We start from the raw sequence: 26,980 nt of genomic DNA on the forward strand, positions 1-26,980 counted from the left end.
TTTAAAGCTTGCCTAACCCCACTAACTCCAGCAAAAACAAGGCTCAAGCGCGAATAATTAGCTAAAATATGGTCTAAACACACAGTATTTGCTCGCCAAGCTGGAAATTAGACCCCGAAAACACTAAGCTTATCTAAAAACTTGTGTCAATCCGCTAGGCTAGCACTATAACTTCAGAAAGCTAACGATTTTCAGTTGGAGAGAACCATAAACAAAATAATATTAATAACCATCATGGTGGTTTTAACCCTTGGTGCAACAGTTAGTATTGAATACTTTCACAGCCTACATCACAAGCAAAACCAACAGCTTGCTGTAGACAAAGCACAAGAAGTCTTAACAGAGCTTAGAGTTAAATTTGAAAACGAAATTAACTCAGGTATGTTTTTGTCGTACAGTCTTGCCGCTTATATAACGGTAAACCCTAACAGCAGTCAGTTAGAGTGGGAAAAATTATCCGAGGAACTAGTAAGAAACGGTCGCCATATTAGAAATATTGGCATTGCCCCCGATCTCATCATTAATTATGTTTACCCGCTCAAAGGAAACGAGAAGGCGGTTGGCTTAAACTACCGCACTACCCCCTCTCAATGGCCCGCAGTAGAAGCCGCTATTAAAGCGCAAAAATCGCTTGTCGCCGGTCCACTCACTTTAGCTCAAGGTGGCCAGGGAATGATTATCCGAACCCCTATTTTTACCGACCCACCACTAAATAATGAGCTGTGGGGAATGCTTGCCGTGGTTATGGATATAGACTCACTTTACAAGGGGGTAGAATTAGACAGCTTTAGTCAAGATTTTAGCATCGCCATTAAAGGTAAAGACGGAAAAGGCACCCAAGGCGAGTTAATTTATGGCGACCTCGCAACTTTCCAGCAAGGAATCGTAAAAGAAACGGTTAAATTTCCTTTTGGCGAATGGGTACTCAGTGGTACACCGAGTCAACAGCAAGCTTCTGTTATTAGCCAAAACATGATCCGCATTGTGGCTTACCCTATTTTATTGATTGCTTTAGTGATTATTTCAATTGTTTCTGGGCGCTATTCAAAAAATAAAATTGATGCGATGCGCGACCCTTTAACCGATTTAGCTAATCGGCGTTTATTAAACGATCGTATTGAACATGCGATGCATTATCACAAGCGTAAAAAATTAGGTTTTAGCTTAATTAATATCGACTTAAATGGCTTTAAACCCATCAATGATAAAATTGGCCATGAAGCTGGCGACGCCGTTTTAATGGCTGTAGCGCAAAGGCTTAAAGACTCTACTAGAGGTAGTGATACTGTAGCCCGCTCTGGAGGTGACGAGTTCATTATTTTATTGCCAGAAACCTCTGACGAAATTCAAATTAGACGAGTAATCCAAAAAGTTCACGACAACCTATCTAAAGCACCATTTGTTTTTAACAAGTATCAATTAAAAATAAGCGCTAGTGTCGGTTGGTCTATATACCCTATCGATTCTGAAAACAGACAAGAGCTGCTCCACATCGCAGATAAAAGAATGTATAAAAACAAGTTTTCACAAAAGGAAAAGCGTGTTAATTAGCGCATGGTTTTAATAGTAGGTCTGTCTTTAAGTGAGTTGGCGGACTTTATGCATTAATGAAGTCGTTTTTTATTCGTTTGCGGCTTGCTCACTCAACAATATTTTTTGCCATTCATCGCCGCGCTTTAATCGAACAGAATAAGTGTTCTTGTTTATCTCTACATTAACGTGATTAGTCTGACCGCTCCATATTCCTTGGAGTGCGGTCATTTTTACCCAAATTTCGCTTATGTTAAATGCAAGCTTGGTTTGCTGATATACCCATAAGTACTTTCCTTCCACTTCATAACCGACTAGCTCAAGCGCTTCAGGCTCTTGATCTAAAGCTCTTATTGCAAACGAAGCAACTATATACTGAGCAAAAGCGGCTTGCATTGACTCACTTTTAGCTAAATCAGCGCTTTTACTGATCGAGTTAGGCGCGATGATACCACCGCGCTTAATCGCATGCTCCGCATCGTGTAAGTAGAAGCGATGGGCTACTTCTATTAGCCCGCTTCTTGGGTTAAACAAAATGCTGCTATAACTTTCTTTTTGTTGGTGCGCTAGCAGGTTTGGTGCTAGCCCGGCACATGCGATAAGCAAGCTAAGTATAAATGCTCTCATCATTTACGTTGCTTTTTAACTTCTGGCTTTTTTAGCTCGGTTTTAATTTCATGCATAATATCTTTTCTTTCCCAAGCTTTGCTCTTTTTGGCTTTAAAAGCTTCAATTCTAGAAGGAATAATCTTTCGAGGATAATGGTTGTTCTCGACATCAACATCAGCCGTTTCCCAATCAGGATCAACTTCTATAGAAACCAATTTTTGAGACTTTTTAGTGACAATTAACTTACTCACTTTACGCGGCGATCGGCGCCACGTTTCTGCCGGCAATACCATTTTTTCAGATTGTCCATTCTCATAAGTGAGTTTAAGGATAATCGGCATCACTAAGCCACCAAGGTTAGAAAAGTTTAATACATAATAATTTTTATCTTCTTTTAAAGCGCGCGCTAATACTTCTTTTTCCCAAGGTTTAAAGTTAGCAATTTTAGTTAGGTATGCATTGCGGTCTTTATTAGTCACTGTAAAGCGATCATTTTCATCATGAAAGTCTTTAACGTCAGGATTAAGTTCAACCCAAGTTTTTCGACCTTCTTGTTGGTTTCTTTTTACAAAAATAGAATCTGGTTTTTCGTTTTCTTCATTTCTGCGGCGCTCAAAATCGATATCTGGATCAAAAGTGTCTAAACGTAATTGGTAAACTTTATCAATAGAAATATCGACATGATCGGTGGTGTAAAACCAACCATACCAAAACCAGTCTAAGTCTACGCCAGAGGCTTCTTCCATGGTTCTAAAAAAGTCGGAAGGCGTTGGACGTTTATTTTTCCAGCGGACTGAATATTCTTTAAATGCAAAATCAAACAGCTCTCGCCCTAAAATAGTTTCTCTCAAGATATTTAAAGCAACCGCAGGCTTGGTATAAGCATTAGGACCTAATTTTAAAACACTATCAGATTGAGTCATTACCGGCACTTGAACATTCGATTTCATATACTCAATAATATCGCTCGGCTCAACCCCCCAAGGAATTTTAGGATCCCACTCTCGTCCGGCGATACCATCTAAAAAGCTATTTAAACCTTCATCCATCCAGGTCCATTGTCTCTCATCTGAGTTAACTATCATTGGAAAATAGTTATGCCCAATTTCGTGAATAACAACGCCAATTAAAAAACGTTTTTCAGCCAAGGTATAGGTTCGTGTACCGTCTTCATGCCAAATAGTGCGCGGGCCATTGAACGTAATCATGGGATATTCCATTCCACCAACGGGTCCGTTGACGCTGATCGCAGTTGGGTAAGGATAATCAAAGGTAAATCTTGAATAGACATCTAGCGTGTGAATAACCGACTCAGTAGAATATTTTTCCCAAAGTTCACCACCTTCTTTTGGGTAAAATGACATTGCCATAACAAACGGCATCGACTGGCTGTTTTGTTTATAGCCTTTGGCATCCCAAATAAATTTACGCGAAGACGACCACGCGAAATCACGTACATTTTCAGCTTTAAAATGCCAGGTTTTAGTTTTCTTAGAGGCCGATTTTTCAGCTTTAAGCGCTTCTTCAGGCGTCACAATATAAATAGGTCGCTTTGCTTTTTTGGCTGTTTCTAAACGCTTTAGCTGGGTTGACGATAACACCGCCTTTGGGTTTTGTAACTCTCCTGTAGAAGCGACAATATGATCGGCAGGAACAGTCATTTTTACGTCGTAGTCACCAAATTCTAGGGTAAATTCGCCGCGACCTAAAAATTCCTTGTTGTGCCATGCTTCATAGTCAGAATAAGCAGCAACTCTTGGAAACCATTGGGCAAGTAGATAAATGTCGTTACCGCCCTTGCGCGCATCATCGGGAAAATGCTCATATCCCGAACGTGCCGAAACAGCATCTTCTTCGAGTAAGTTAAACCCAAAATCCATTTTAAACTGGAAAGTCTCTCCCGAAACTAATGGCGTAGGCAGGTCAATCCGCATTTGCGCGCCGTTTATAACGTAGTTTAACTTTTCACCGGATATTGTAGTTATCCCTCCCACTTTATAGCCAAGTTCTACATCTTGCATAAATTGCTGACGTCTTAGTTGAAAAAGGCTAATACCCGCTGGAGAATCACCATTGCCTAGTTTTGTAGTTGCGCCGCGACGACCTAATCCACCAAATGTCGATGAGCGTTCCGCCACCGAGTCAGATGCAAACCGATTTTGCTCCAGCTGAATCCACAAATACTTTAAACGATAAGGCGAATTATTCTTGTAAGTAACCGTTTGACTACCTTGTAAACGACGCTTTTTTTCGTCTAATTTAACCGCTATTTGATAGTCAACTTGCTGTTGCCAGTAGTCTTTACCTGGTTCGCCGGCCGCATTTCGATAGTCGTTTGGCGTGGGTAAAATTTCTTCGATTTGACGAAATTTGTCTTCGAAATCCCCTTTTGACTGCTTAACCACACTCGCATTTGCGACACTAAAGCAAGTACTTACTGCCGCTAAAAGCAGCCAACTTAGACTGTTAATTCTTTTCATTTACTTCCCCAAAGAGCACGCACCAACGCGCATAAGCCGGTTGGTCGCTGAACGATCATTATTTTTAGGCCGCAACTATAACAAATATCAATGAACCTTCGAAAGCCGCAACTAGCCTAAAAGCCTGCTTGTGGACGTTAGTTGTTCGAATTAAAAGTAAGAAATTGTTACCGTCTGAGCTTCGCTAATTGATTTAGTACAAGTCGTTGTGAATGGCTACTTTTTAGTGCTAGAGTGGATACTCAGAATTCAAATTAAATAGGAGGCTCTTTGTGGACGCAAATGTTGATATAAAACAATCGCTTAGAGCTTATCAAACCATTGTCGATTGTGGTGATAAACAGTCTGACGGTTTTCATTACAAAGGTCTTATCGCGGCACACAGCTTTGATGGCTATGATATTTGTATTTTTGATGACTATGCGAATTTACAAATATTTTTCCACAACCACTATAAACTGAATGCAACCTCAGCGGTTTCTCAGCAAGCATTTTTAGCTAAAATTGACGCCGTAGCGAGCCTAAAGGGCGTAAAACAGACTCATGATTAAAACATCACTTTTAATCTTTGCGCACTCTAAACCGACCACTTATATAAAAAAGCCGTTTTTAATAAAGTAAAATAGCAGTCTGCTAAATTAGCTGCCATAATTCCCCAATGAAAGTTCAACTCACTTTAACCAAGGATATCTAATGAGAATTGCAATTCTTTCTCGAAATAAAAAGCTTTATTCAACTAAAAGGCTTAAAGAAGCTTGCGAGGCTCGCGGCCACACAGTTGACATTATCGACACGCTGCACTGCTATATGGATATCACCCGCAGCAACCCTAACGTTCGTTATAAAGGCGAGCGCTTACCAAAATACGACGCGGTTATTCCAAGAATCGGTGCATCAGTGACCTTTTACGGCACGGCAATTGTTCGACAGTTTGAAATGATGGGAACTTTTTGTGTCAACGAATCTGTTGCCATCAGTCGCTCTCGAGATAAGTTACGATCTTTACAGTTACTGTCACGTAAAGGAGTCGGCTTACCACGCACAGGCTTTGCCAATAAGCCGGACGATGTAAAAGATTTAATTAAAAATGTGGGTGGCGCACCCCTAGTTATAAAGCTACTTGAAGGAACCCAGGGTATTGGCGTGGTTTTGGCCGATACTGACCGGGCGGCAGAAAGCATTATAGAAGCTTTTATGGGGCTGCAAACCAATATTTTAGTACAAGAGTTTATTGAAGAAGCCGACGGAGCTGATATTCGATGCTTAGTGGTTGGCGGTAAAGTGGTCGCAGCAATGAAACGCAAAGGCGCAGAAGGCGAATTCCGCTCAAACTTACACCGAGGCGGCTCAGCGACACTAATAAAGCTTACCAAAGAAGAGCGAGCAACCGCAGTTAATGCGGCAAAAATTATGGGGCTAAATGTCTGTGGAGTTGATATTTTACAATCTAACAACGGGCCTGTAGTAATGGAAGTTAACTCCTCTCCAGGGCTTGAAGGAATTGAAAAATCAACCGGTAAAGATGTCGCAGGTATGATTTGTGAGTTTATTGAAAAAAATGCAAAACCCAACAAAACGAAAACTAAAGGTCAGGGCTAAAACATAATGGATACGATTACCATTGGTGGTCACAAAATTGCACGTGGCGAAACACTAGAGCTTGAAGTTCCGGTTGCTAAACTTTATACCGACACTGACATTTCAATGCCAGTACATGTCATTCGCGGCCGAAAGGACGGACCTACCGTTTTTGTTAGTGCCGCGGTGCATGGAGACGAACTAAATGGCATTGAAATTATTCGCCGCTTGATCCGGAAAAAAAGCTTACGTATCAGTTACGGTACCTTAATTTTAGTTCCCATGGTTAATGTTTATGGAGTGCTCAATCAATCTCGCTATATGCCAGACAGAAGAGATTTAAACCGCTGCTTTCCTGGTTCTGAAAAGGGTTCTTTGGCCGGTCGAGTTGCGTTTAAGTTTTTAAATGAAATTGTTAAGCAATGCCAGTACGGCATCGATTTGCATACAGGAGCCGTACATCGTTCTAACTTGCCTCAAATAAGAGCAGACTTAGATGATCCAGAAACTTTAGCAATGGCCGAAGCTTTTGGGGTTCCAGTTTTAGTTAATTCTAATTTAAGGGATGGCTCCCTCCGGCAGGAAGCAGTAGAGTCAGGAACAAAAATTCTTCTTTATGAAGCAGGCGAAGCGCTTAGGTTTAACGAGCTATCTATTCGAGTTGGTTTAAAAGGCATAGTGAATGTGTTGGCTCACTTAGGCTTAACTAAAGCTCGCCCTAAAAAGAAACTAGTGAACCCTTTTATTGCTTATAACAGCGCTTGGTGCAGAGCCAGTAGTAGCGGTATTGTTCATAACTTAAAGCACTTAGGCGACCAAGTAAAAAAAGGCGAAGCTCTCGCGGAAATAGGCAGTCCTTTTGGAGAGGTTTTAACGGTAGTAAAAGCCAACCGAGCTGGAATTATCATAGGTAAACAAAACATCCCACTAGTTCAAGAAGGCGATGCCATGTTTCATATTGCTTACTTTAAGGACGACGATGATGAAGTAGCTGAGCATATTGAAATTTTGCAAGACGCACTGCATCCGGAGCCGCTTCCACACGCGTAGAAAGTAAAGTTTAATGTTTTAATCGCTTAAACCTAAGCTGCTAGCCAGAAACTTTGGCCAGCAGCTTAGTTAAATAATAGCAACAACCTGTTGAGTTAAGGTTGTTAAACTTTTTAGGCTGCTTTAGTTTTCTCCTTTTCTGCCTGAGCTTCTGCCTTATTGCCATCTGACCCAATTGATTTAATCACATTATCTGTTTCACCAATTTGAATAGTTCTAGGCTGCATTGAGTCTGGTACTTCTTTGACTAGCTGAATAGTTAAAATACCATTACGTAAATTAGCGCTTTTGACTTCAACATACTCAGGTAAGTTAAACTTACATTCAAAGTCGCCTTTAGTAATTCCTTGATGTAAGTATTCCGATTCGGTTTCTGATTTTTGGGTATTACCTTGAATGGCCAACACACCATTTTCTTCTTGAATTGTTAGCTCGTCACGCTCAAAGCCTACAACGGCTAAGCTAATGGCATACTGGTTTTCGTCTAGTACCGCAATATCATAATCTGGAAAGCGCCGCTGAGACTGCTCAGCACTTAGCATAGTGTCTAACAGGCTAGTTAATCGCTCATAGTTGTTTGAACTTTTAAATACAGGTGTAAAACTAATTGTGTTCATAATTTACTCTCCTAAAAAAGCAATTTACAAATAATTTAAGTTCAATCAAGTAGCCGCAAGCATAGCAAGCTACTTAAGTAGTTAAATAGCGATTAGCGGGTATTTTTTCAAGAGCAAAGTATTAAAAATTTACCTGGTTGAATTTTAGTTGATTAGGGCAATATGGGAATATCTGTACTAAACTAAAAAGAATAAAATTAAAAACGATGCCATATCTATACTATGCGATATTTAGTTGTTATCACCCGCACTGTTAAGTTGTTTTAATTAAATTTTGGGTATTAGATCAACGGTTAAACCATAAGATTAATGGATTGTCATATCGTAGGGTTGAGCTAATCAAAAAATATGGCTTATTTTACCGCTAAAGGTAACGCATAAATGACTAGCGACATTATTGGGGTCCAAGACTTGGTCGACTCTTTAATCTATCTCACTACTTTGCTTCTAGTGTGGGTTTGTTTTAAGTTTTCAACCGCAATTAGTCTACAAATAAGTCCGGTTAGAGCTAAGTTTTTTAGCGCTTTAGTGCTTGTTTCTTTATCGTTACAAGTTCTCCTTTACCTAGGCTTTTGGAGTGAGAGCAAAGTTCTTGCATTGTTGGTAAAGCTTGGCTTGGGCGCTGCATTATTAGCGCTGAGCTTTGCTCTTTGGAAAACGTTGCGGCCGGTAAAGCGACAGGCCAATCAGCAGTTAGCTTATAGCAGTGCAACACTAAACGTCCCCTATCTAGCCCCCACCAAGGAGCTTTCACCGCTTATTTTAGATACTTTAGAAAGTGGTATTTTAGTGGTCGATAAAGACTTACAAATCGTCTCTTGTAATCAAGTTGTGTGTGATGTTTTTGGCTACTCTAAAGATCAACTAGTTAATTCACCGCTCAGAATACTGCTTGCTAGCGACAAAGCTTCGCACCACGATCTATTAATGGAAAATTTTTTTAAAGAACCAAAACAACACAAAGATACCGGTACAGAGCGAATTGTCGCGGGATTAACACAAGATGGTGACGAAGTTCACTTGCACATAGCGCTTGCAACGGTTGTCGATAACAACAATCAATACGCAGTAGCGACTATTAAACAAGTTGACCGAACACTTGATGACCAAAAGCTTCACTTTGAACTTTCTAACCGGCTTAGGCGAGCGATTGATGCATCCAACGACGGCATATGGGAGTGGAATCCCAAAACCGAACAAATTTGGTGCAATTTAGCCTGTAAAACGCTTACTAACCATCCCGAGGGAGTAGAGCCTGCACTAAAATATTGGTGGGAACATATTCACCCGGATGATTTAGAGTTAATTAAAATGAAACTTAAGGAGCATAGCTCTCACAGTATTCCGCTAGATATAATTTACAGAGGAAAAGATTCCGCCAACCACTATCGTTGGTTGCACTTACGTGGCGACACAGTGTGCGACAAAAATAAAGCGCCACTGCTAACATCCGGTACACTGTCTGATATAGATAAAGTTAAGCGGCTAGAGCAAACTTTAGCGGGTAAATCGCAGTTTCTAGAGGCCGTTATCGATAAGTCCTTATGTGGGATCTATATTTATGATATTGGCCAACAAAAAAATGTGTTTATCAACAACCGTTACACTGAGATCACAGGGTTTACCTTAGAAGAGCTAACAACACTCTCTAACGATGGCAGTCTGCTATCACTTTTTCATCCAGATGATCTTGAGAAAGTTGAAGCGCATCTTAGCGCCCTTAGTGATCCTAAAAAGCGCGCTAGTTCGGCAATTGAGTATCGGTTTAAACATAAAGATAATTATTGGATTTGGTGTTTGTCTAAAGACTCGGTTTACTCATATGACAGTAAAGGTAATGTAAAAGAGATTATTGGTACTTTTTTTGATATTTCTGAGCTAAAAAACCGAGAAGATGAAGTAAGAAGTTTAATGCTCGACTTTTCAACGACCTTTCAATTAGCTGCCGTAGGGATAGCTCACGTTTCTTTACAAGGCAATTGGCTAAAAGTAAACAAAAAGCTCTGTGAAATTCTTCTGTACACAGAGCAAGAAATGATTGCGACCACATTTCAGCAAATTACCCACCCCGACGATCTCAATGCCGACCTAGAACTAATGAACGCCTTGATTGCAGGCGAAAGTGATAACTACACAATGGAAAAGCGTTATATTAGAAGCGACGGAAAAGTGATTTGGGCTAATTTAACCGTTTCAATTGTGCGTATGAATAATGGAGAAAACAGCCATTTCATTTCAGTTGTTGAAGACATCAGCAAACGTAAAAAAATCGAAAACTCGTTAGCAGAGTCTAACGAGTCGCTAGAAAGGTTCGCTTACTCCGCATCGCATGATATGCAAGAGCCGCTGCGCAAGATTAGTGCATTTTCCGACAGCCTTACCCAGCGACTTAAAGGCAAGCTTGATGATGAAAGCGCTCTGTATGAACTTGATAGAATTAGTCAATCTGCGCAACGAATGCGCGAAATGATCAATAGTTTATTACAGTTATCGCGATTTTCGTCACAAAAGCTGAAAAAAAGCGTCCATTTACTTTCAGAAGTAACGAAAATTGCAAAAGATGACATTTCAACTATATTAGATGAAAGCAAAGCTAAAATTATTGTTGAGCAAGATTTACCGCTACACATTGATTTACCAAGCTTTGAGCTGGTTTTGAGCAACCTGTTTATTAATAGCATTCGTTACTCACATCCGGATAAGCCAATAATGATTCAAATTGGTGCAATTGAAGAAGCAGAAATGGCGTTAATTTATGTACAAGACAATGGCTTAGGGTTTAAAAATGAATATGCCGAAGAGATTTTTAAGCCCTTCAAACGACTTGTTGGTCGCTCGCATCCCGGACACGGAATGGGGCTTTCAATATGTCAAAAGATAATTAACATGCACGGCGGAAGTATTAGCGCGAGCAGTTCAGTTAACCAAGGCGCGCTATTTAAAATTACCATACCATTAGAGAAGAGTTAGCTATGTTAGACCGGCCACTATTAGTCCTTTTTATAGATGATGACCCTGATGATCAGTACTTAATAAAGCGTGCTATTCGCCGGGTTGAGCTAAATATTGACTTTCGCACCCTTAGTTCGGGGGTAGAACTATTAGAGCTTCTTTCTGAAGAGCAATTTAACCACCAAGAAAATTTGCCCAGTTTGATCTTACTTGATTTAAACATGCCTATTTTAGACGGAATGCAGGTTTTAAAGTCACTAAAATCCAATCCTAAACATGCCGACATACCGGTGGTAGTCTACACCACTTCAACCTCGTCTACAGATGCATTAGAAGCAAAAGAGTTAGGCGCGCATTCGGTAAAAACGAAACCGGGAACTTATATAGAGACAGTCGAATTAATTCAAGAAATTTGTGAAGAAATTAACGGCCCTCAGCTTGCATAAAACGAGCAGCTTAAAGAGGTGTGGCTAGCACTTTTCAAATTTTGAAAACCAAATAAATCCGAGCAAGCCAATACCTGCGAGAGTCCAAATTGTTTCGCTTAAATACCCGTATTTAGCCGGTTGGAATCCAAATAATAACTCAGATAATACCGTTAAAAATAAAGGGATAATTAACCCAACAAATTGAGTCGCTAAGCTGCCTGCTAATTTTACTGGCTTTGCACAGTAGGGACAGACTTTCTCAACCCGAGAGAATTGATACCAACGGTAGTCACTTTTTATAGGACGTGAGCCCAGCTGATTTACTTTAATGCTTTGGGTGCACCAAGGACAAGGCTTTGCCAACATAAACGCTCCAGTCAAAAAGTTTTAGTTTAGCCCCCACAATTTAAATAAAACGACTTTATTTAAATTTCTTTATCTATTTTAAACTAACTTATAGGGTCTAGCTACTCAATAAGTGCTGCAGCTTTAAATTGAACCCAAACTTTTTTATGCCGCTCAAGTTTTAGTTCATGGCGAGATTTTGCGCTGATTGTGGCTAATATTTTAGTTGAACCAATCGCGAGTCTAATATTTTCCATGCCAGTTTGTTGCGCGTAAGTCATTTCAATAATTTCAGCGGGCAAGCAATTTAGGACACTGGTATTTTCGGGTTTATTTAAACTAATACTAACGTCTTGAGAATGCACAATAACTTTTATAGCATCGCCAACCTTATGCTCCATGCTCTGTTTTAACCATAAATGTTGCTTACTAAAACTCACTTTAATTAGGTTCCACTTAGTATCAATTTTATCAACTTTTGCCTTTATAATAGAAACTCTATCTAGGTTAAAGCTGTTAGGTAACTGCGCTTGAGAAAACAAATCAACCGCGTCACCTTGTTTAATCAATTGGCCATTTTCAATAAACAAAATTTGATCGGCTAATTGCGCTACCTCATCAATTGAGTGACTTACATAGATTATTGGTACTTGAATGTTTTTTTTTAACTTTTTTAAATAAGGGATGATTTCGCATTTAATTTTATTATCAAGTGAAGCTAGTGGCTCATCCATGATAATTAAGCGAGGATTGGTTAATAATGCGCTTGCGATAGCGACCCTTTGTTGCTCGCCACCGGACAGTTGCGACGGAAATTGGTTAAGAAGCGATTCTAAATTAAATAGTTCGAGCGCGCTCTTAAAGTCAATAACTGGGTTATTCAAATCAGCGCGTTTAATCGCATACTTAAGGTTCTTTTTTACATTTAAGTGTGGCAACAAAGCAGAATCTTGAAACACCAAAGCAACTCGCCTTTGCTCAACAGGGCAGTTAACTTTGGCGTTTAGCCAAACTTCATCATTAAAAATCACTTCACCTTTAACGCTAGGTTCAAGCCCCGCAATTGCTCGCAAAATAGTGGTTTTACCGCTACCGGACGGCCCAAACAAAGCGGTGATGCCGGAATGCGTTATTTCAGTTTTAAGACTCAGCTGAAAGCTTTCGCGTTTAACTTCAAAATTTAACCTTAGCCCGCTAGATTGAACAGTAGCTGTAGAAACTGATTGACCCATTTACCTCTCCTTCTACTTGCGCTATTTATTCAATTTAAAAGCGTTTAAATTGACTGAAAATAGTAAAACTAAAGTCAACAAAGCAAAGCCAATTAGACCCGCGGCAATATAATGAGCTTTGGCATAATTTAGGCTTTCTACTTGCTCGTATAACAAAACCGATAGAACCTGAGTTTCGCCTGGAATATTGCCGCCAATCATAAGCACAACACCAAACTCACCAACGGTGTGGGAAAAACCTAAAATACTAGCGGCAATAAAACCTGGCTTAGCTAACGGTAAAGCGACGCTAAAAAAACGATCGACCGGACCAGCACCTAAGGTCGCCGCTACTTCCAATGGGCGACTACCCATATGACAAAATGCATTATAAATAGGTTGCATTACAAATGGTAAAGAATAGAAGATTGACGCTACCACTAAACCAGCAAACGAGAAAGGCAAAGTCGACCAACCAAAAAATTGAAAGACTTCACCTATTGGTCCTTGCGGCCCTAACAGCATTAATAAATAAAAGCCTAGAACGGTCGGCGGTAATATTAATGGCATAGCGACTAAGGCTAGCACCACTGGCTTTATCTTGGCGCGAGTATGTGCAAGCCACCAAGCAGCTGGCGTGCATAATACAAGCAATATAAGAGTCACTAAGGTCGCTAGCTTTAAAGTCACCAATACAGCTTGCCAAACATCAATGTACATATTTATTTAATCCTAAGTGCACTCATACAAATCATGTTGATTATATGCTGCTGAATATTAATTTAGTGGTTTGATTCTAACCCATACCCATGACTGATTATCAACTCTCGAGAATACTTTGATTGAATAAAATTCGCAAAGTCTTGTGCCTGTGCTCTATTACGGCTGGCGCTTATCACAACGGCTTGTTGATTGATTGGGTCATGCATAGTTTCAGGCACAAGCCAGTAGTGTTGCGGTGATTGCTCTTGTTGCAACAACTGAGACCAAGCCACAAAGCCTAAACTCGCATTACCTGTATTTACAATCCAAAACGCCTGCCCGACATTTTCTACTCTAATTAACGCGTTTTGTAAGCTCGTGAAAGCGCCAAGCTTCTCTAACACCTGCTGTGCTGCCACGCCGTAGGGTGCTAAGTTTGGGTTTGCTATAACGATTTTACCCTCGAAATTGGAGTGTAGGGTAAGTCCAGTTACTGGAATATATTGCGGCTCGGTGGACCATAATGCCAGCCTGCCAATCGCATAAATAAACAATGAATTTGGCTCAGCTAGACCAAGGTTTATTAGCGCGGCTGGCTTTTCTGAGTCAGCAGATAAAAATAAGTCAAAGGGAGCGCCATGACTAATCTGGGCATAAAGCTTTCCTGAAGAGCCTGGTACAAGAACAACGGATTGACCTGTTCGCTGGTGATAGGCTTCAACCAAAGCTTCTGCAGTATTGATAAAGTTACTTGCAACTGCAACTTTTAACTCTGCGGTGCGACCACTGAGTGAAAAAATAATGCAACAGGCAAAAAGTAGACAGTGTCTTTTTACTCTCATCAACCAACAGTTCCTAATTTGTAATCAAAAGCGCAATAAAGTAGCTAAACTCATAAAAATGATTTTATTTCTGCATTATATTTTGAACTTAACCGTGCCGTTACCTTTCTGTTACCTTAGCCTCGCTATAGTTATGCAACACAAAAATTATGGAGCTTACTATGCCTAAATTAACCCGCCATTTAATTCTTTCACTAATAACTATTGTGAGCCTCAGTGCCTGCAAAACGCCATCACTTGAAGCACTAGAGCCGGCTCAGAGCCAAACACTCAATAAAAACACAACATCTAAACTGGCACTGATAAACGGTAATATATACACCGTCAATTCAGATTTACCATGGGCCGAAGCCATCGTGGTCGAAAACAACAAGATTATTTTTGTTGGCACTGATGATGAAGCGACAGCATTAATTGATGATAGCACTCAAGTTATCGACCTTAAAGGCAAAATGGCCATGCCTGGGATTCATGATACGCATTTACACCCGCTTGAGGCGGGTTCGCAACGTGTTACATGTATATTGGGAAATAACGACTCACTCAACCTACTTAAAAGCAAAATTAGCGATTGTGTAAACAATCAGAATAATGACAGCTGGCTTCTAGGCTGGGGGCATAGCCTAACAACATTATTAGATTCCCAACAGTCACCTAGAGCTATTTTAGATGAAATCGAGAGTCAAAAGCCGATAGCGATTATGGAAGCAACATCTCACTCTGTTTGGGTGAATAGCGCAGCCCTTGCTTTGGCAAAAATTGATGCAACAACACCGCAACCCATTGGCGGAATTATCGTGAAAAATGAGCAAGGCAATCCAAATGGAATATTACTTGATGCCGCTGGTGATTTAATATTCGACCTCGCCTATACGCCAACGCCTGAACTTCTTGAGAGCCATTACGAAGGACTTTTGTATGGACTCAGTCAAGTCGCTAAAAATGGCATTACCTCAATTGTTGACGCTCGTGTTTATTGGAAGCGCGGCTACCTAGATGTTTGGAAAAAAGCACTACAGCAAGAAAAACTAACGGCACGAACGGTTTTAAGTTTATGGGCTTACCCTAATATGAATGACGACCAGCAGCTAGCTCAATTAAAGTCAATGTACTCATATTCGCCTGATAGTTTGCTCAATATCAACCAAATAAAATTTTACAGCGACGGTATATTGCACAACACTACTGCCGCTCTCATTCATCCGTACGATAGCCACTTAAAGGAAGTACCAGCCTATGGTATAAATTATTTTAGTGCGGACAAATTAGCGCGATACACACAAGAGCTAGCGCAAGCAGGGTTCGATATGCACATTCACGCCATCGGTGATCGAGGGGTTAAGGAGTCACTTGACGCCATAGAGTTTTCTCAAAAAACATCTCCTTTAGGAAGGCATAAAATCACCCACGTAGAAATGGTCGATGAGCAAGATAAATTACGCTTTAATGCATTAAATGTAACCGCAGACTTTCAAGTTGCAGGTGAGTTTACTCATCCTGAAAATGCACACTGGATGGAACCTCTAATAGGTAATAGAGCCTATCAGATGTTGCCACTCGGTGAGCTATATGAAAGTGGAGCGAACATCACCTTAAGTAGTGACTGGGATGTAAGTTCACTTTCACCTTTTATTGGTATGCAAAACGCTCTAAATCGTGGTGTACAAAGCTTGCCTGACCTAGCTACCGCAATAAAAGCTTACACCATAAATGGCGCTTACGTGATGCGACAAGAGCAAAAAACAGGCTCATTAGAGGTCGGAAAATTTGCAGATATTATCATTCTTGACCAAAACTTATTTAGTATTCCAACAACACAAATAGGACAAACCAAGGTATTAACAACTATACTCGATGGCAAGATTATATTTCAGCAGTAATAAGTCAATGCGGTGAGAACACTTTAAAATGCGAAAATAAAGTGTTCTCTGCGCAAAGTTAATATTTGTGGGCAATGAGAAATGCATATACTACTAGTAGAGGATGATAGCCATTTAGCTGAATTAGTCATGGAGTATTTAACTGCTAAAGGCTACGAAGTCGATTATGCCGCTAATGGGAAGATTGCTTTAGATTTAATATTAAGTAATCACTATCAAGCGATTATATTGGATTTAAATCTACCGATTATTAATGGCATTGAAGTTTGCCAAAGAATGAGGCAACAGGGAGTTTCATCACCGTGCATTATGCTAACTGCTCGTGATAGCTTAGAAAATAAGCTCCAAGGTTTTGAGAGTGGCGCTAATGACTATTTAGTTAAGCCTTTTTCACTTGCAGAGCTAGTCGCAAGGTTAGAAGTCATTTCTGTCCCAAATAAATTTTGTTCAACATTTACAATTGGCGGCCTATTAATCGACGTAAAGCAACATCAGGTAAGCGCAGGCTCAAAGACGATTAAGTTAACCCCCGACGAGTTTAAACTAATCCATTATTTATCTAGGCACTCGCCGCACCCAGTAAAGAAGCATTTAATCGAACAGCATATCTGGCCTCAACAACTCGTCACACCAGAAGCCTATAAAATGCTTATCTATCGTTTAAGAAAAGCAATAACCCCTTATATTAGCAAACCCATTATTCACACTGTGCGAGGTGTAGGAATAGCAATGTACGAGCCAGAAAAGTGACTTTTTTAATTGCAAAATTAACTGGACAAGAGCCAACCATAAAACAATATATTGTTTATTACTCGCTACTAATAAGTATGTTAATTAGCTTATTATTTTCCTTTGCGCTACAAAAAGTTTACCGCTGGGGACTCGATGATGCTTCCGAACACTACCTTGTAATGGATGCAGAGTACTATATTGAACAACTAATCAACAATAAACAAGCGCCCGCCAATGATGAATTTGTGAAGTTTTATTTAGGGTTTGAAAATTTACCTTTACAATACGTTGACCAAGTTAAAATAGCCGATAGCGAGCCCGTCGTTAGTTATTTTGAAAGCGAAAAATATTTTGAGTACTTACTCACGTACCCCATTATACCTAACAACTTAAAGTCAAGTTTACAAAGCAACACAGTATTTGTTATTCACCGCTTTAACCTTGAACAAGAGAAAAATTTACCGGGCCTTAGTATATATGAACTTGCCCTGCTATTTACCCTTATATCAATCGTTATCGCACTGACTCTCGGTTATTTATCACATCACTTTTTACAGCGGCCAGTTAATTACTTAAAAGCATGGATCCGCGACGTTTCTACGGCAGATTATCCAACCAAGGAAATTAATATACCCTGCCGCTCTAAACTAAAATTTCAAGAATTTATCGCGTTTTCCAACTCCCTCGCTACAGCGATAAACGCGCTTTTTAAAATCACTCAAAAAGAACAGCAAGTTATTCAATCCATTAGTCATGAACTAAAAACGCCAATCGCGATCGCAAGCGCAGCACTTGACATTTTAGACGATATTGAAAAAAACGAAAATATAGCGAAAAAATTAGCCAAAATACGCTATGCAGTTCAACAGTTGGACAGCACATCAACCACGATACTCGCAATTTGGAGAAAGGACTCTGATCATTCATTGGTCAATATTAATCTCGCTACTGCAATTAAAAACTCCATTAAGAAAAATAAAAATTTATTTCCTCTGTCTAACTTTCAATTTCATTTAGAAATAGCAGAACAAGCGAGGGTATTGGTCACTTCCGATAAATTTAACATTTTACTAGATAACCTTATCAGAAATTCAATGCAATACACTGCTGACAAATGCATACTTATTACCGCTAACAAGTCTTACTTAAAAATTGAAAATAGCTTTAGCAGTGAAACAACAACTAATTTAACTTCTCAATATAGCTTTGGATATGGCTTTGGCCTGCTAATTTGCCAAGAAATTGTAAAGCAATTTAATTGGAATATTAATTTACAGCAGTCAAAGTCGCATTTCAGTGTTTGCGTAGAGTTTTGTCAAGAAAACAACAACTTGAGTAATTAGCAATCGATAAGTGATCTAAAACGAAAGCCACTGCGTAAGTAAAAGCATGTAGATTAACGAGATCCCGCGATGCATATTTTACAAGTCACAGTGACAGTCATTAGCTTACTGCTCGCTACTTCGCTATACAGCAAAAACACCATTGAGCCCTTTGACTTTTCGCGCTACCAGTTAGTCGGAAAGTCAGAGTTTTCTGTTTTATTTTGGGATATTTATGAAATAAATTTAAGTACGCTATCTGGTCAATATAAACCGGGCGATACTCCGGTGGTTGTAAACCTAACCTATAAGAGAGAAATTAAAGCTTCGGAACTTATTGCAGAAACTGCTAAACAATGGCAACGGTTTAAAATTGAGCCCAACCAGCAAACACAATGGCTTAGTCGGCTCGAAAGTATTTGGCCCAACATTCGCGAGCAGGATAAGTTAACTTTTTATATTGATAACACCAAAAAAACACTTTTTTATCACAATGAACGTTTCATTGGTGAAATAGACGATAGTGATTTCTCTGACTATTTTATTAATATTTGGGTTGACCCCAATGGGCCTTATCCCAAATTAACCAGAGAGTTAACAAGTAACCTAACTCAATAAAAAATGCCGAGCAAAGCTCGGCAAATCAGAAACTGAAGTATGGAACTTACTATTGTCTCGATTGCAAAACTCCGCGAGAATTTCCAATACCTAGCCAGACGTACTATAAAATATTCTTATAAATTGAATAACTAACTTAATTAACTAGGTTGAAATCTAGACACCTGCAGTAAGCCGAACCTTACCTCTTTATAACTTTTCGCACTTAAAAGTGCATTCTAACTAGTTCGCCTCACTCGAATATCTCAAAGCAATATACAAAACCGTTAAAATATTTTTGCACTGCGCCTCAACCGCTCCTCGCTCTATAGCTGCAATCAAAAGTTGCCTGCCAATGGTGTTTTAGGAGGTGAAAAATAAAAAGTTATAAAAAACTGCTTTTCATTATCTTTGCTAACAATGCTTGCGGGGTTCACACGCTAAGTGTGAACTAATGCTCATCTAGAAATTTACTGCGATTAAGTATTTCAAATCGGGTCGATAAAGACACTGTTTCCAGCAAATATTAATTTTAAGTGGTAAATCGTTTTATGAAAATTTTGTTTAGTTCCACCCGTAGTAGAAGTATTGGTACAAATTCTAAAAGTTTAATCTCACAGTTTTTTGTTCTCACCCTTGTTCTTTTTAATTTAGTTATTTCCAACGCTAACGCCGCAACTAGCACCCAACTTAGCATTGATACGCCTATCAATTATGATGAGTATAGTAACCAAGAGAGTATTTTCTTTTCTGGCACCGCGCAGGATGAAATCGATGGCGACATTAGTCATAAAATTATTTGGCGCTCGAATATTGATGGTCGACTTCACAAAGGAAAAAGTATGACCAAACAATTGTCTATAGGTATTCATACCATTACCGCTAAAGTAAAAAATTCGCGCCAAGAAATTACCAAAAAGCGTATTAAATTAAATATTTTAAGCAACAGCAATCAGCTGCCAGGAATTGAGATTGATCTACCCTACAATGGTGCAACTTTTGAATATCAATCGGTCATAGAATTTATGGCTTCTGCAAGTGATCCAGAAGATGGCAATGTAAGTAATGATATTACTTGGAGTTCAAATATTGACGGGCAACTTGGTGTTGGTTCTGATATTGCGGCTAGCCTTTCTTCAGGAAATCATACCATTACCGCGAAAGTTACTGACTCATCTGGCGCGAGCAGCGATAGATTCGTTAATATTATTGTTGCTTCGTCTCCAAGTAACAACGCACCCTATTTAGAAATTGACACGCCACTCAATGGCTCAACTTTTGAAAGTAGTGCTAACGTAGAATTTATGGCTTCAGCAAGTGACCAAGAAGATGGTAACTTAAGTAATCAAATTATTTGGAGCTCAAGTATCGACGGAGTGCTAGGTACTGGTTCAGATATTGCTGCGACACTCACGAGCGGTATTCATATTATTTATGCTTTTGTCGAAGACTCACAAGGAAAAACAACAACCAAAGAAACTTCTATTCAAGTGTTGTCAGCTCCGCAAAACATGCCTCCGTCAGTAAGCATTTTAACGCCAACTAGCGGTGCGAGTTTTAATACTGAAAATAATATTAGCTTTTCAGCTAGTGCGATTGACCATGAAGATGGTAATTTAAATTCGGTCATTGTGTGGAGTTCAAGTATTCAAGGAAATATTGGCATAGGTGAAAGCATCAGTACCGCTCTTGCAGAGGGTAATCACTCAATTACCGCACGTGCAACTGACTCTGAAGGTTTAAGTAACTCAACCCAAATCAACATTACAATTGAGCAAGCGCAACAAAATACCGCACCAGAAATCAACATTCACTCTCCAAGCCTTGGTGCAAGCTTTGAGTCTGGCGCAAACATATCATTTAGCGCTAGTGCCAATGACGCCGAACAAGGAAACCTAAGTGCTAGCATTGTTTGGCACTCTAACATTGACGGTGCGATTGGAACAGGTGCCAACTTTAGTGCGAGTTTATCTAGTGGAAGTCACTCTATCACGGCTACAGTCAGTGACGCACAAAATGAATCCTCAACAACGCAAACCAATATTGTTGTACTAGAAGACGCAAACAACTCACAGCCTTATGTTGAAATAGATACGCCGAGCAACGCGCAGGTTTTTGATACAGGTACTCGAATAGAGTTTATGGGTTCAGCAAGCGATCCAGAAGATGGTGGTATTAGTAATGATATTCAATGGCGCTCAAGTATCGACGGGCTATTAGGTATTGGTTCTGACGTAGCCGCAGTGCTAAGCGATGGTGAACATGTAATTAGTGCGACTATTTACGATAGTAAAAATGCTAGCCATCAACAAAAAATCACCATTCAGGTTAACCAAGCGAGTAACACCGCGCCGGTTGTTACCATTTTATCACCGGCCAATGGCAGCGTATTTGAAGGCATCGCCACAGTTAACTTTACTGCTTCTGCTAACGATGAAGAAGATGGCAACATCAGCCAACAAGTTCAATGGCATTCAAATATCGATGGTCACTTTAATTCTGGTGCAAATGTTAGCTTAGCGCTTTCAGTCGGTACCCATACGATAACTGCGACTAGTGTTGATTCTAGGAATGCGTCGCACTCGCAAAGTATTATTGTGTATATTAACGAAGGCACTAACCACCAAGGTTTTGCAACTGTTAGCTGGACCCCGCCAACCGCAAATACCGATGGTTCAGTTGTTGAAAACTTAACGGGGTTTAAAGTTTATTACGGCAAGTCTGCGAACGAGTTAAGCCAATCAGTTAGTGTTGACGGTGCAAGCCAAGTGAGCACTTATATCGATGGATTAGAAAATAATAATACTTACTACTTTGCAGTTACGGCAATAAACGCTGATGGGGTAGAAAGTGATTTTTCAAACTTAACCAGTAAAGTGATTAGCTACTAATACCACCAAGCTATAACTTAACCTAATATTAGTGCTCTTTCACCAGGGCACTCATTATTTTAACGCCACAATTTTTCTTTGATTACAAGCTAGAACTTATACTCACATAAAATATCAGCTTATTCGCAGATATTGGTGATTTTTAATTTAAACTTCAGTTTTGCTTATTCTAAAGGCTTCTTCTTATATCCCCATAAGAGATAGCTAAGCAACCTGCTAACTCATTGTTTTTAATAAATAAAGCTTAAGACTTCACAGCTCAACTCCATGCTTTTACTTGCTTTTTAGGCTTAAAACAAGCGTCAACTAGCCTCCTAAATCCTCAAAATTAGACTACACTAATAGCTAATGCTTCAATTAATTCAAACCAATAAAGAGTAGCGCCACTTGTACCAATTTTACTCTCAAAACAACTTATTTGGTTACTTGTTGAGTAAACAATGAAGTTGCAGTCTAACCTATTCTCGCGGTGGCCTTTTGGCGCTAAACCCATCTATGCTTGGGTGCTCCTGTTTGTTAGCTTACAATTTGCGCCGCAAGCCAACGCACAAAACTTTCTAGACTTTGAAAAAATTGACAAAGCTCATGGACTTTCTCAAGTCACTATTTTTGATATCGCGCAAGACGACCAAGGTTTTATTTGGATTGCAACTCAAGAAGGATTAAACCGCTTCGATGGCTATCAATTTAAATCGTTTAAATTCCAGCGCCAAGTCCCTCACTCACTTTCTGATAGTTTTGTCGAAGCTTTATTGGTCGACTCTAAACAGCGACTTTGGATAGGAACCCGTTATGGGCTCAATCAATATAATCCAACAACCCAAGATTTTCAGCGCTATTATTTTCAACCTAAAGATTTAGAGCTCTTAGCAAGTAATCACATTACTACTTTAGCAGAAGGAAGCGATGGTAATATTTGGGTTGGTACTGCTGGCGGTGGTTTAATTCAGCTTAACCCCGACTCTAAAAATTATAATATTTTTACTGTGAACTCAACTGGCGGAGAACTACCCAGCAATTTAATCAGTGACTTATTGCTCGACTCAAATGGTATTTTATGGATAGCTTCTGGAAATACACGATTAATTCCTTCAGCAACTCCCGGTGGAATTAGCCAACTTATGCCAGGCACTAAAACCATAAAACAATCTCATATTTCCTCTCAACTAAAGAACGTACAAGAAATATTTGAAGACAACCAAAACAACCTATGGTTTGGCACTATGGCAAATGGCGCTTATCGATACGATTCCACGCTAAAAACTTTATCTTTATTTGGACTAACGAGCGATCCTAACCTCAATTTAAAAGTTACCGCAACAGCGTTTACTCAAGATCATGAAAATAACCTTTGGATAGGAACTCAGCATTTAGGCCTGTTTAAGTACAACCAAATTCAACAGCAAATTCAACAGTTCACTCCAGAAATGCCTGCAACTTCTAACATCAACGATCAAGAAATTGTATCCTTGCTTGTTGATCAGTCCGGCGTACTTTGGGTAGGTACTTGGACAGGTGCAATTAATAAACTTGATCATGGGAGTAATCAGTTTTCAAAGTATTTACAGACCGAACAACACGCTCACTCTGCAAAACAAAGCATACGCGCAATAACTCAAGATCAATTTGGTACTTATTGGTTGGCAGCATGGGAAAAAGGCGTTCTAACATTTAATTTAGAAACCGGAAAAACTGAATCGCCTCCCTATTTGCCTTACTCTCAAACAGGAAAAATAAGAGATATATTTAAAGATAGCAATAATATACTGTGGCTTGGCTCAAGCTCTAATGGCCTAATTAGGTTTGACCAAGTGACGAAATCTGTAAAGTATTTTCAGAATTTATCTAACGACCCCGAATCATTAGGGCACAACCAGGTATTACATATCGCTGAGGACAAAAACAAATATATTTGGGTTGGAACCCGAGGCGGAGGCATAAGTCGACTAGACCCAAATAGTTTTCAATTTACGAATTTCCAAACCAATAAATCTGATCCTCATTCGATTTCAAGTAACGAAGTGAGCTATTTATTTTTTGACGACAATGAATTTTTATGGATAGGCACAGAGGGCTATGGAATTGATATTTTAGATTTAACCACTAAAAAAGTTGTCAGGCATTATACCCAAGAGCAAGCCAGCAACTCAGTTTGCAACAACAATATTAACGAAATTTTTAAAACTTCTAACGGCAGTATTTGGATCGCCACTGCTCAAGGCCTTTGCAAAGCAGTTCCAAATTATGGACCAGAAAGAGCAATCAATATCACATTTGAGCGTTTTAAAGACGAAGCGAAACCGCTAGGGGCGATAGGTTCGATTGTCGAAGATCGTCATCAAAATTTATGGCTGAGTACCATTAGTGGCATATTTAAAATTAATCCGCAAACTATGCAGTCAAACTACTTTGGCGAACAGCATGGTGTTATCGTCGACGGCTATTATATAAGGGGAAGATACAAAGACTCCAGTGGCAGAGTTTTTTTTGGCGCAGTTAGCGGCTTAACAGTTTTTACTCCAGAAAAAATACAACTTGATACTACCCCACCCAATTTAGTTTTAACTGAATTTATGCTGTTCAACCAAAATGTTAAAATATCAAGTGGAAAAGATCACTCTCCACTCACTCAAACCATAGAAACAACCGAGTCAATAAACCTTAGTTATTTACAAAATGTTTTCTCTATTGAATTTTCTGCGTTACATTTCGCTGCGAGTGAGTTGAATCAATACGCCTATAAACTAGAAGGCTTTGATAGTGACTGGCTATACACTGATGCCAAAAACCGCCGAGCAACCTATACCAACCTAGACTCAGGACGCTATATATTTAAGGTAAAAGGCAGTAATAAAGACGGCGTGTGGAGCAATGATTATAGCCAACTCGTTATAAACGTCGAAGCGGCTCCTTGGAAAACTTGGTGGGCTTATACATTTTATATTTTAATCGTGTCGGTCGTACTTTATTACATTTACAGAGAAAAGAGTTTAGCCGACCGTTTAGACAAAGAGAATAAAATCGCCCAGATTGAAAAAGAGTATGCAATAAAATCAAATGAGCTTAAGTCGAAGTTCTTAGCTAATATGAGTCATGAAATTCGCACTCCAATGAACGCGATTATTGGACTCAGTGGATTAGCTTTACGTATACCAATGCACGACAAACTGTTTGATTATTTAACTAAAATACAATCTTCATCTAGCTCTTTGTTGCGAATTATTGACGACATTTTAGACTACTCCAAAATAGAAGCTGACAAACTCGAATTAGAATACCGCCCATTCTCTTTAGAAGATGTGGTCAATGAAGTAATCAATGTTATTTCTCCTAAGGCAAGCGAAAAAGGTCTTGAACTGATCGTTTCTCACCTTGAAGATATCGACACCCATTTAATTGGTGACGAACTAAGATTACGTCAAGTGATTATTAACTTAGCCAACAATGCAATTAAATTTACCGAGTACGGCAATATAGAAATTGACTTTAAGAAAATCTCTCAATCCAAAGATGAAATTGAGCTAGGCGTATCAATTATTGATACCGGCATAGGCCTTTCAGCGCAGCAAATGGAACGTATTTTTTCGCCTTTCACTCAAGCGGATATGTCCACAACACGTCGTTACGGTGGCACGGGACTTGGACTTTCTTTAAGTAGACGTTTGGTCCATCTTATGGGGGGCGATATTCAGCTGCAAAGTGAAGTCGGCGTGGGAACTGAATTTTTCTTTAATGCAAAATTTGGTATTGATAAAAGTAACCTGCCTCAATTTCTTAACCGTAAGCCTCAACTAGAGCAGCTCCAAGTATTAGTCATAGACGATAATGGCGACACCTTGGTGACTTTAGTTCGCATGCTGGAATCCTTTGGTATTACCGCCCTGCCCTATCTTGCCACTAATATCAGTAGTGAACAGCTTGAGCAATGCGCTATAGACTTTAATCAATACGATTTAATATTATTGGATGCGTCTTTACCCGGTGCCGACTTTGCGCAAATTGGTGAGTTTTTGAGAAAGCGAATTTTCAGCGAGCGCGTTTCAATTCTATTAATGTGTAGCGTATCGACTCAGGTCGAGGCAAGTCATCGCTTAATTTTTGACAGCATTATTGAAAAGCCGCTCACCCCCTCACAGCTATATAATGGCCTGCTTGAATCTTTAGATATCAAGTTACCTAATATCGAAGATGCCGAGCTCACAGAAACTCAGAAGGCGACACTTTATCAAAAGCTGTCGGAAAAAACCGTTTTGCTAGTTGAAGACAATGCTATCAATCAACAAGTTGCCCAAGAGTTAATTAGCTCAATTGGCGTCAATGTTATGTGTGCCAACAATGGCCAAGAAGCGATTACACTCCTTAAAGAGCAAAGCTTCGATATGGTATTTATGGATATGCAAATGCCAATTCTCGATGGTGTAGAAACCACTCAAATTATTCGGACTGAAAAACTGCTCAGCACTCAGCCAATCGTTGCTATGACCGCTCATGCCATGGTGGGTGACCGTGAAAAGTGCTTAAAGGCCGGCATGGATGACTACATTTCTAAACCTATTCAGCCCAAAGTTCTATACGCCTGTATTCAGCGCTGGTTACTACCTGAAAATACCAGACAGATGATCAAAATTGACTCGCTAGCCAAACGCTTTACCGAAAAGCCATTAAAGCTAGATTCAAAGTCGTTAAATGCCACGCCATTAGAACAAGGTGAGCTTGTTGAACCTCTCGAGTTTGACTATGCCGCAGGTTTGGCCTCAATGGATCACGACGAACAACTGTTTCATGAGATTCTGCAAATGTTTGTTGATAAATATCAAGCCATTGATAACGCAGTGAAACTACAGCAGGCAGCACTGCAAGAAGGCGACGAAAAAGCATTTCTACACACCTTAAAAGGTTTAAGTGCGACCATTGGAGCAATCAAGTTAAGCCAACATTGCGAGTTATTAGAGAAATCCTACGCTAGCGAACAAGCAGCGACAGAAAGACCATTAGAAACATTGTTGCCTCATTTAGTCGCATTACTTAAAGAAATACAGGCTTATTTTGCAAAACACTAACTCTGCCCGACAGCCTTAAACCTCGTAACTAATTAAAGCCTTTAAATACAGTCAGTTAGATTGCACTGTTTTAGGCTATGACCTATTCATTAGCACATCGAAACTTTCCCAAATTAAGCAAGCCATGAAATTCGCCGGTATTTCTATGATTTTA

General features: G+C 39.6%; 19 protein-coding genes. 12 read left to right on the forward strand and 7 right to left on the reverse strand.

What is annotated here, in order from left to right; genetic code table 11:
* Nucleotides 1-234 precede the first annotated feature (234 nt).
* Nucleotides 235-1,551, forward strand: a complete 1,317-nt coding sequence (locus ACUR5C_RS12685; protein ID WP_454465509.1) for a diguanylate cyclase domain-containing protein — start codon at nt 235-237, stop codon at nt 1,549-1,551.
* Nucleotides 1,552-1,620: 69 nt separating this feature from the next.
* Here ACUR5C_RS12685 and ACUR5C_RS12690 read toward each other — a convergent pair whose 3' ends face one another.
* Together ACUR5C_RS12690 and ACUR5C_RS12695 are read right to left on the reverse strand one after the other, a co-directional pair.
* Nucleotides 1,621-2,160, reverse strand: coding sequence for a DUF6702 family protein (locus ACUR5C_RS12690; protein WP_454465510.1), 540 nt, complete (start codon nt 2,158-2,160; stop codon nt 1,621-1,623).
* The gene (locus ACUR5C_RS12695; RefSeq protein ID WP_454465511.1) at nt 2,157-4,619 is read right to left on the reverse strand and encodes a M1 family metallopeptidase; all 2,463 of its coding nucleotides are present in this window, start codon (nt 4,617-4,619) and stop codon (nt 2,157-2,159) included. Before ACUR5C_RS12695 ends, ACUR5C_RS12690 begins: the two co-directional genes overlap by 4 nt.
* Before the next feature lie 272 nt (nt 4,620-4,891).
* Here ACUR5C_RS12695 and ACUR5C_RS12700 point away from each other — a divergent pair, with 272 nt between their 5' ends.
* From ACUR5C_RS12700 to ACUR5C_RS12710, 3 genes are all read left to right on the forward strand, one after another.
* Nucleotides 4,892-5,170, forward strand: a complete 279-nt coding sequence (locus ACUR5C_RS12700) for a DUF3081 family protein (protein ID WP_454465512.1) — start codon at nt 4,892-4,894, stop codon at nt 5,168-5,170.
* 142 nt (nt 5,171-5,312) lie between these two features.
* A complete protein-coding gene (gene rimK / locus ACUR5C_RS12705; protein WP_454465513.1) occupies nt 5,313-6,218 on the forward strand; it encodes a 30S ribosomal protein S6--L-glutamate ligase in 906 nt (301 codons plus the stop codon).
* A 6-nt stretch (nt 6,219-6,224) separates the two neighbouring features.
* A complete protein-coding gene (locus ACUR5C_RS12710; RefSeq protein WP_454465514.1) occupies nt 6,225-7,247 on the forward strand; it encodes a succinylglutamate desuccinylase/aspartoacylase family protein in 1,023 nt (340 codons plus the stop codon).
* 113 nt (nt 7,248-7,360) lie between these two features.
* On the opposite strand, the gene ACUR5C_RS12715 is transcribed toward ACUR5C_RS12710, so the two are convergent.
* The gene (locus ACUR5C_RS12715) at nt 7,361-7,864 is read right to left on the reverse strand and encodes an Hsp20 family protein (RefSeq protein ID WP_454465515.1); all 504 of its coding nucleotides are present in this window, start codon (nt 7,862-7,864) and stop codon (nt 7,361-7,363) included.
* 381 nt (nt 7,865-8,245) lie between these two features.
* On the opposite strand from ACUR5C_RS12715, the gene ACUR5C_RS12720 reads away from it, so the two are divergent.
* Together ACUR5C_RS12720 and ACUR5C_RS12725 are read left to right on the forward strand one after the other, a co-directional pair.
* Nucleotides 8,246-10,834: a PAS domain S-box protein gene (locus ACUR5C_RS12720; RefSeq protein WP_454465516.1), complete on the forward strand. Its 2,589-nt coding sequence runs from the start codon at nt 8,246-8,248 to the stop codon at nt 10,832-10,834.
* Nucleotides 10,835-10,836: 2 nt separating this feature from the next.
* Entirely contained in the window at nt 10,837-11,262 is a 426-nt protein-coding gene (locus tag ACUR5C_RS12725) for a response regulator (protein WP_454465517.1), read from the forward strand.
* Between the two features lie 24 nt (nt 11,263-11,286).
* On the opposite strand, the gene ACUR5C_RS12730 is transcribed toward ACUR5C_RS12725, so the two are convergent.
* The 4 genes from ACUR5C_RS12730 to modA all read right to left on the reverse strand — a co-directional run bounded on the left by ACUR5C_RS12730 (nt 11,287) and on the right by modA (nt 14,344).
* Nucleotides 11,287-11,610 carry a hypothetical protein gene (locus ACUR5C_RS12730; protein WP_454465518.1) on the reverse strand — a complete coding sequence of 108 codons (324 nt, stop codon included), beginning with the start codon at nt 11,608-11,610 and terminating at the stop codon, nt 11,287-11,289.
* A gap of 101 nt (nt 11,611-11,711) precedes the next feature.
* On the reverse strand, nt 11,712-12,821 hold the full coding sequence (gene modC, locus ACUR5C_RS12735) for a molybdenum ABC transporter ATP-binding protein (protein WP_454465519.1): 1,110 nt from the start codon (nt 12,819-12,821) through the stop codon (nt 11,712-11,714).
* A 21-nt stretch (nt 12,822-12,842) separates the two neighbouring features.
* On the reverse strand, nt 12,843-13,520 hold the full coding sequence (modB, locus tag ACUR5C_RS12740) for a molybdate ABC transporter permease subunit (protein WP_454465520.1): 678 nt from the start codon (nt 13,518-13,520) through the stop codon (nt 12,843-12,845).
* A 62-nt stretch (nt 13,521-13,582) separates the two neighbouring features.
* The gene (gene modA, locus ACUR5C_RS12745; protein WP_454465521.1) at nt 13,583-14,344 is read right to left on the reverse strand and encodes a molybdate ABC transporter substrate-binding protein; all 762 of its coding nucleotides are present in this window, start codon (nt 14,342-14,344) and stop codon (nt 13,583-13,585) included.
* 161 nt (nt 14,345-14,505) lie between these two features.
* Here modA and ACUR5C_RS12750 point away from each other — a divergent pair, with 161 nt between their 5' ends.
* The 6 genes from ACUR5C_RS12750 to ACUR5C_RS12775 all read left to right on the forward strand — a co-directional run bounded on the left by ACUR5C_RS12750 (nt 14,506) and on the right by ACUR5C_RS12775 (nt 26,826).
* Nucleotides 14,506-16,224: an amidohydrolase gene (locus ACUR5C_RS12750; RefSeq protein ID WP_454465522.1), complete on the forward strand. Its 1,719-nt coding sequence runs from the start codon at nt 14,506-14,508 to the stop codon at nt 16,222-16,224.
* Nucleotides 16,225-16,305: 81 nt separating this feature from the next.
* Nucleotides 16,306-16,974 (forward strand): response regulator transcription factor, encoded by a 669-nt coding sequence (locus tag ACUR5C_RS12755; RefSeq protein ID WP_454465523.1) that lies wholly within the window; start codon nt 16,306-16,308, stop codon nt 16,972-16,974.
* Nucleotides 16,971-18,299: a sensor histidine kinase gene (locus ACUR5C_RS12760; protein WP_454465524.1), complete on the forward strand. Its 1,329-nt coding sequence runs from the start codon at nt 16,971-16,973 to the stop codon at nt 18,297-18,299. Before ACUR5C_RS12755 ends, ACUR5C_RS12760 begins: the two co-directional genes overlap by 4 nt.
* 69 nt (nt 18,300-18,368) lie before the next feature.
* Entirely contained in the window at nt 18,369-18,896 is a 528-nt protein-coding gene (locus tag ACUR5C_RS12765) for a hypothetical protein (RefSeq protein ID WP_454465525.1), read from the forward strand.
* 530 nt (nt 18,897-19,426) lie between these two features.
* Nucleotides 19,427-21,766: a fibronectin type III domain-containing protein gene (locus tag ACUR5C_RS12770; protein WP_454465526.1), complete on the forward strand. Its 2,340-nt coding sequence runs from the start codon at nt 19,427-19,429 to the stop codon at nt 21,764-21,766.
* Between the two features lie 440 nt (nt 21,767-22,206).
* Entirely contained in the window at nt 22,207-26,826 is a 4,620-nt protein-coding gene (locus tag ACUR5C_RS12775; RefSeq protein WP_454465527.1) for a hybrid sensor histidine kinase/response regulator, read from the forward strand.
* Nucleotides 26,827-26,980 lie beyond the last annotated feature (154 nt).

This window comes from Aliikangiella aequoris (assembly GCF_053709105.1).

What these genes read in the sequence shown, in the direction of transcription:
- ACUR5C_RS12685 (WP_454465509.1), top strand. Translation starts at nt 235, where the DNA reads ATGGTGGTTTTAACCCTTGGTGCAACAGTTAGTATTGAATACTTTCAC.
- ACUR5C_RS12690 (WP_454465510.1), bottom strand. Translation starts at nt 2,160, where the DNA reads ATGATGAGAGCATTTATACTTAGCTTGCTTATCGCATGTGCCGGGCTA.
- ACUR5C_RS12695 (WP_454465511.1), bottom strand. Translation starts at nt 4,619, where the DNA reads ATGAAAAGAATTAACAGTCTAAGTTGGCTGCTTTTAGCGGCAGTAAGT.
- rimK (WP_454465513.1), top strand. Translation starts at nt 5,313, where the DNA reads ATGAGAATTGCAATTCTTTCTCGAAATAAAAAGCTTTATTCAACTAAA.
- ACUR5C_RS12710 (WP_454465514.1), top strand. Translation starts at nt 6,225, where the DNA reads ATGGATACGATTACCATTGGTGGTCACAAAATTGCACGTGGCGAAACA.
- ACUR5C_RS12715 (WP_454465515.1), bottom strand. Translation starts at nt 7,864, where the DNA reads ATGAACACAATTAGTTTTACACCTGTATTTAAAAGTTCAAACAACTAT.
- ACUR5C_RS12720 (WP_454465516.1), top strand. Translation starts at nt 8,246, where the DNA reads ATGACTAGCGACATTATTGGGGTCCAAGACTTGGTCGACTCTTTAATC.
- ACUR5C_RS12725 (WP_454465517.1), top strand. Translation starts at nt 10,837, where the DNA reads ATGTTAGACCGGCCACTATTAGTCCTTTTTATAGATGATGACCCTGAT.
- ACUR5C_RS12730 (WP_454465518.1), bottom strand. Translation starts at nt 11,610, where the DNA reads ATGTTGGCAAAGCCTTGTCCTTGGTGCACCCAAAGCATTAAAGTAAAT.
- modC (WP_454465519.1), bottom strand. Translation starts at nt 12,821, where the DNA reads ATGGGTCAATCAGTTTCTACAGCTACTGTTCAATCTAGCGGGCTAAGG.
- modB (WP_454465520.1), bottom strand. Translation starts at nt 13,520, where the DNA reads ATGTACATTGATGTTTGGCAAGCTGTATTGGTGACTTTAAAGCTAGCG.
- modA (WP_454465521.1), bottom strand. Translation starts at nt 14,344, where the DNA reads ATGAGAGTAAAAAGACACTGTCTACTTTTTGCCTGTTGCATTATTTTT.
- ACUR5C_RS12750 (WP_454465522.1), top strand. Translation starts at nt 14,506, where the DNA reads ATGCCTAAATTAACCCGCCATTTAATTCTTTCACTAATAACTATTGTG.
- ACUR5C_RS12755 (WP_454465523.1), top strand. Translation starts at nt 16,306, where the DNA reads ATGCATATACTACTAGTAGAGGATGATAGCCATTTAGCTGAATTAGTC.
- ACUR5C_RS12765 (WP_454465525.1), top strand. Translation starts at nt 18,369, where the DNA reads ATGCATATTTTACAAGTCACAGTGACAGTCATTAGCTTACTGCTCGCT.
- ACUR5C_RS12770 (WP_454465526.1), top strand. Translation starts at nt 19,427, where the DNA reads ATGAAAATTTTGTTTAGTTCCACCCGTAGTAGAAGTATTGGTACAAAT.
- ACUR5C_RS12775 (WP_454465527.1), top strand. Translation starts at nt 22,207, where the DNA reads ATGAAGTTGCAGTCTAACCTATTCTCGCGGTGGCCTTTTGGCGCTAAA.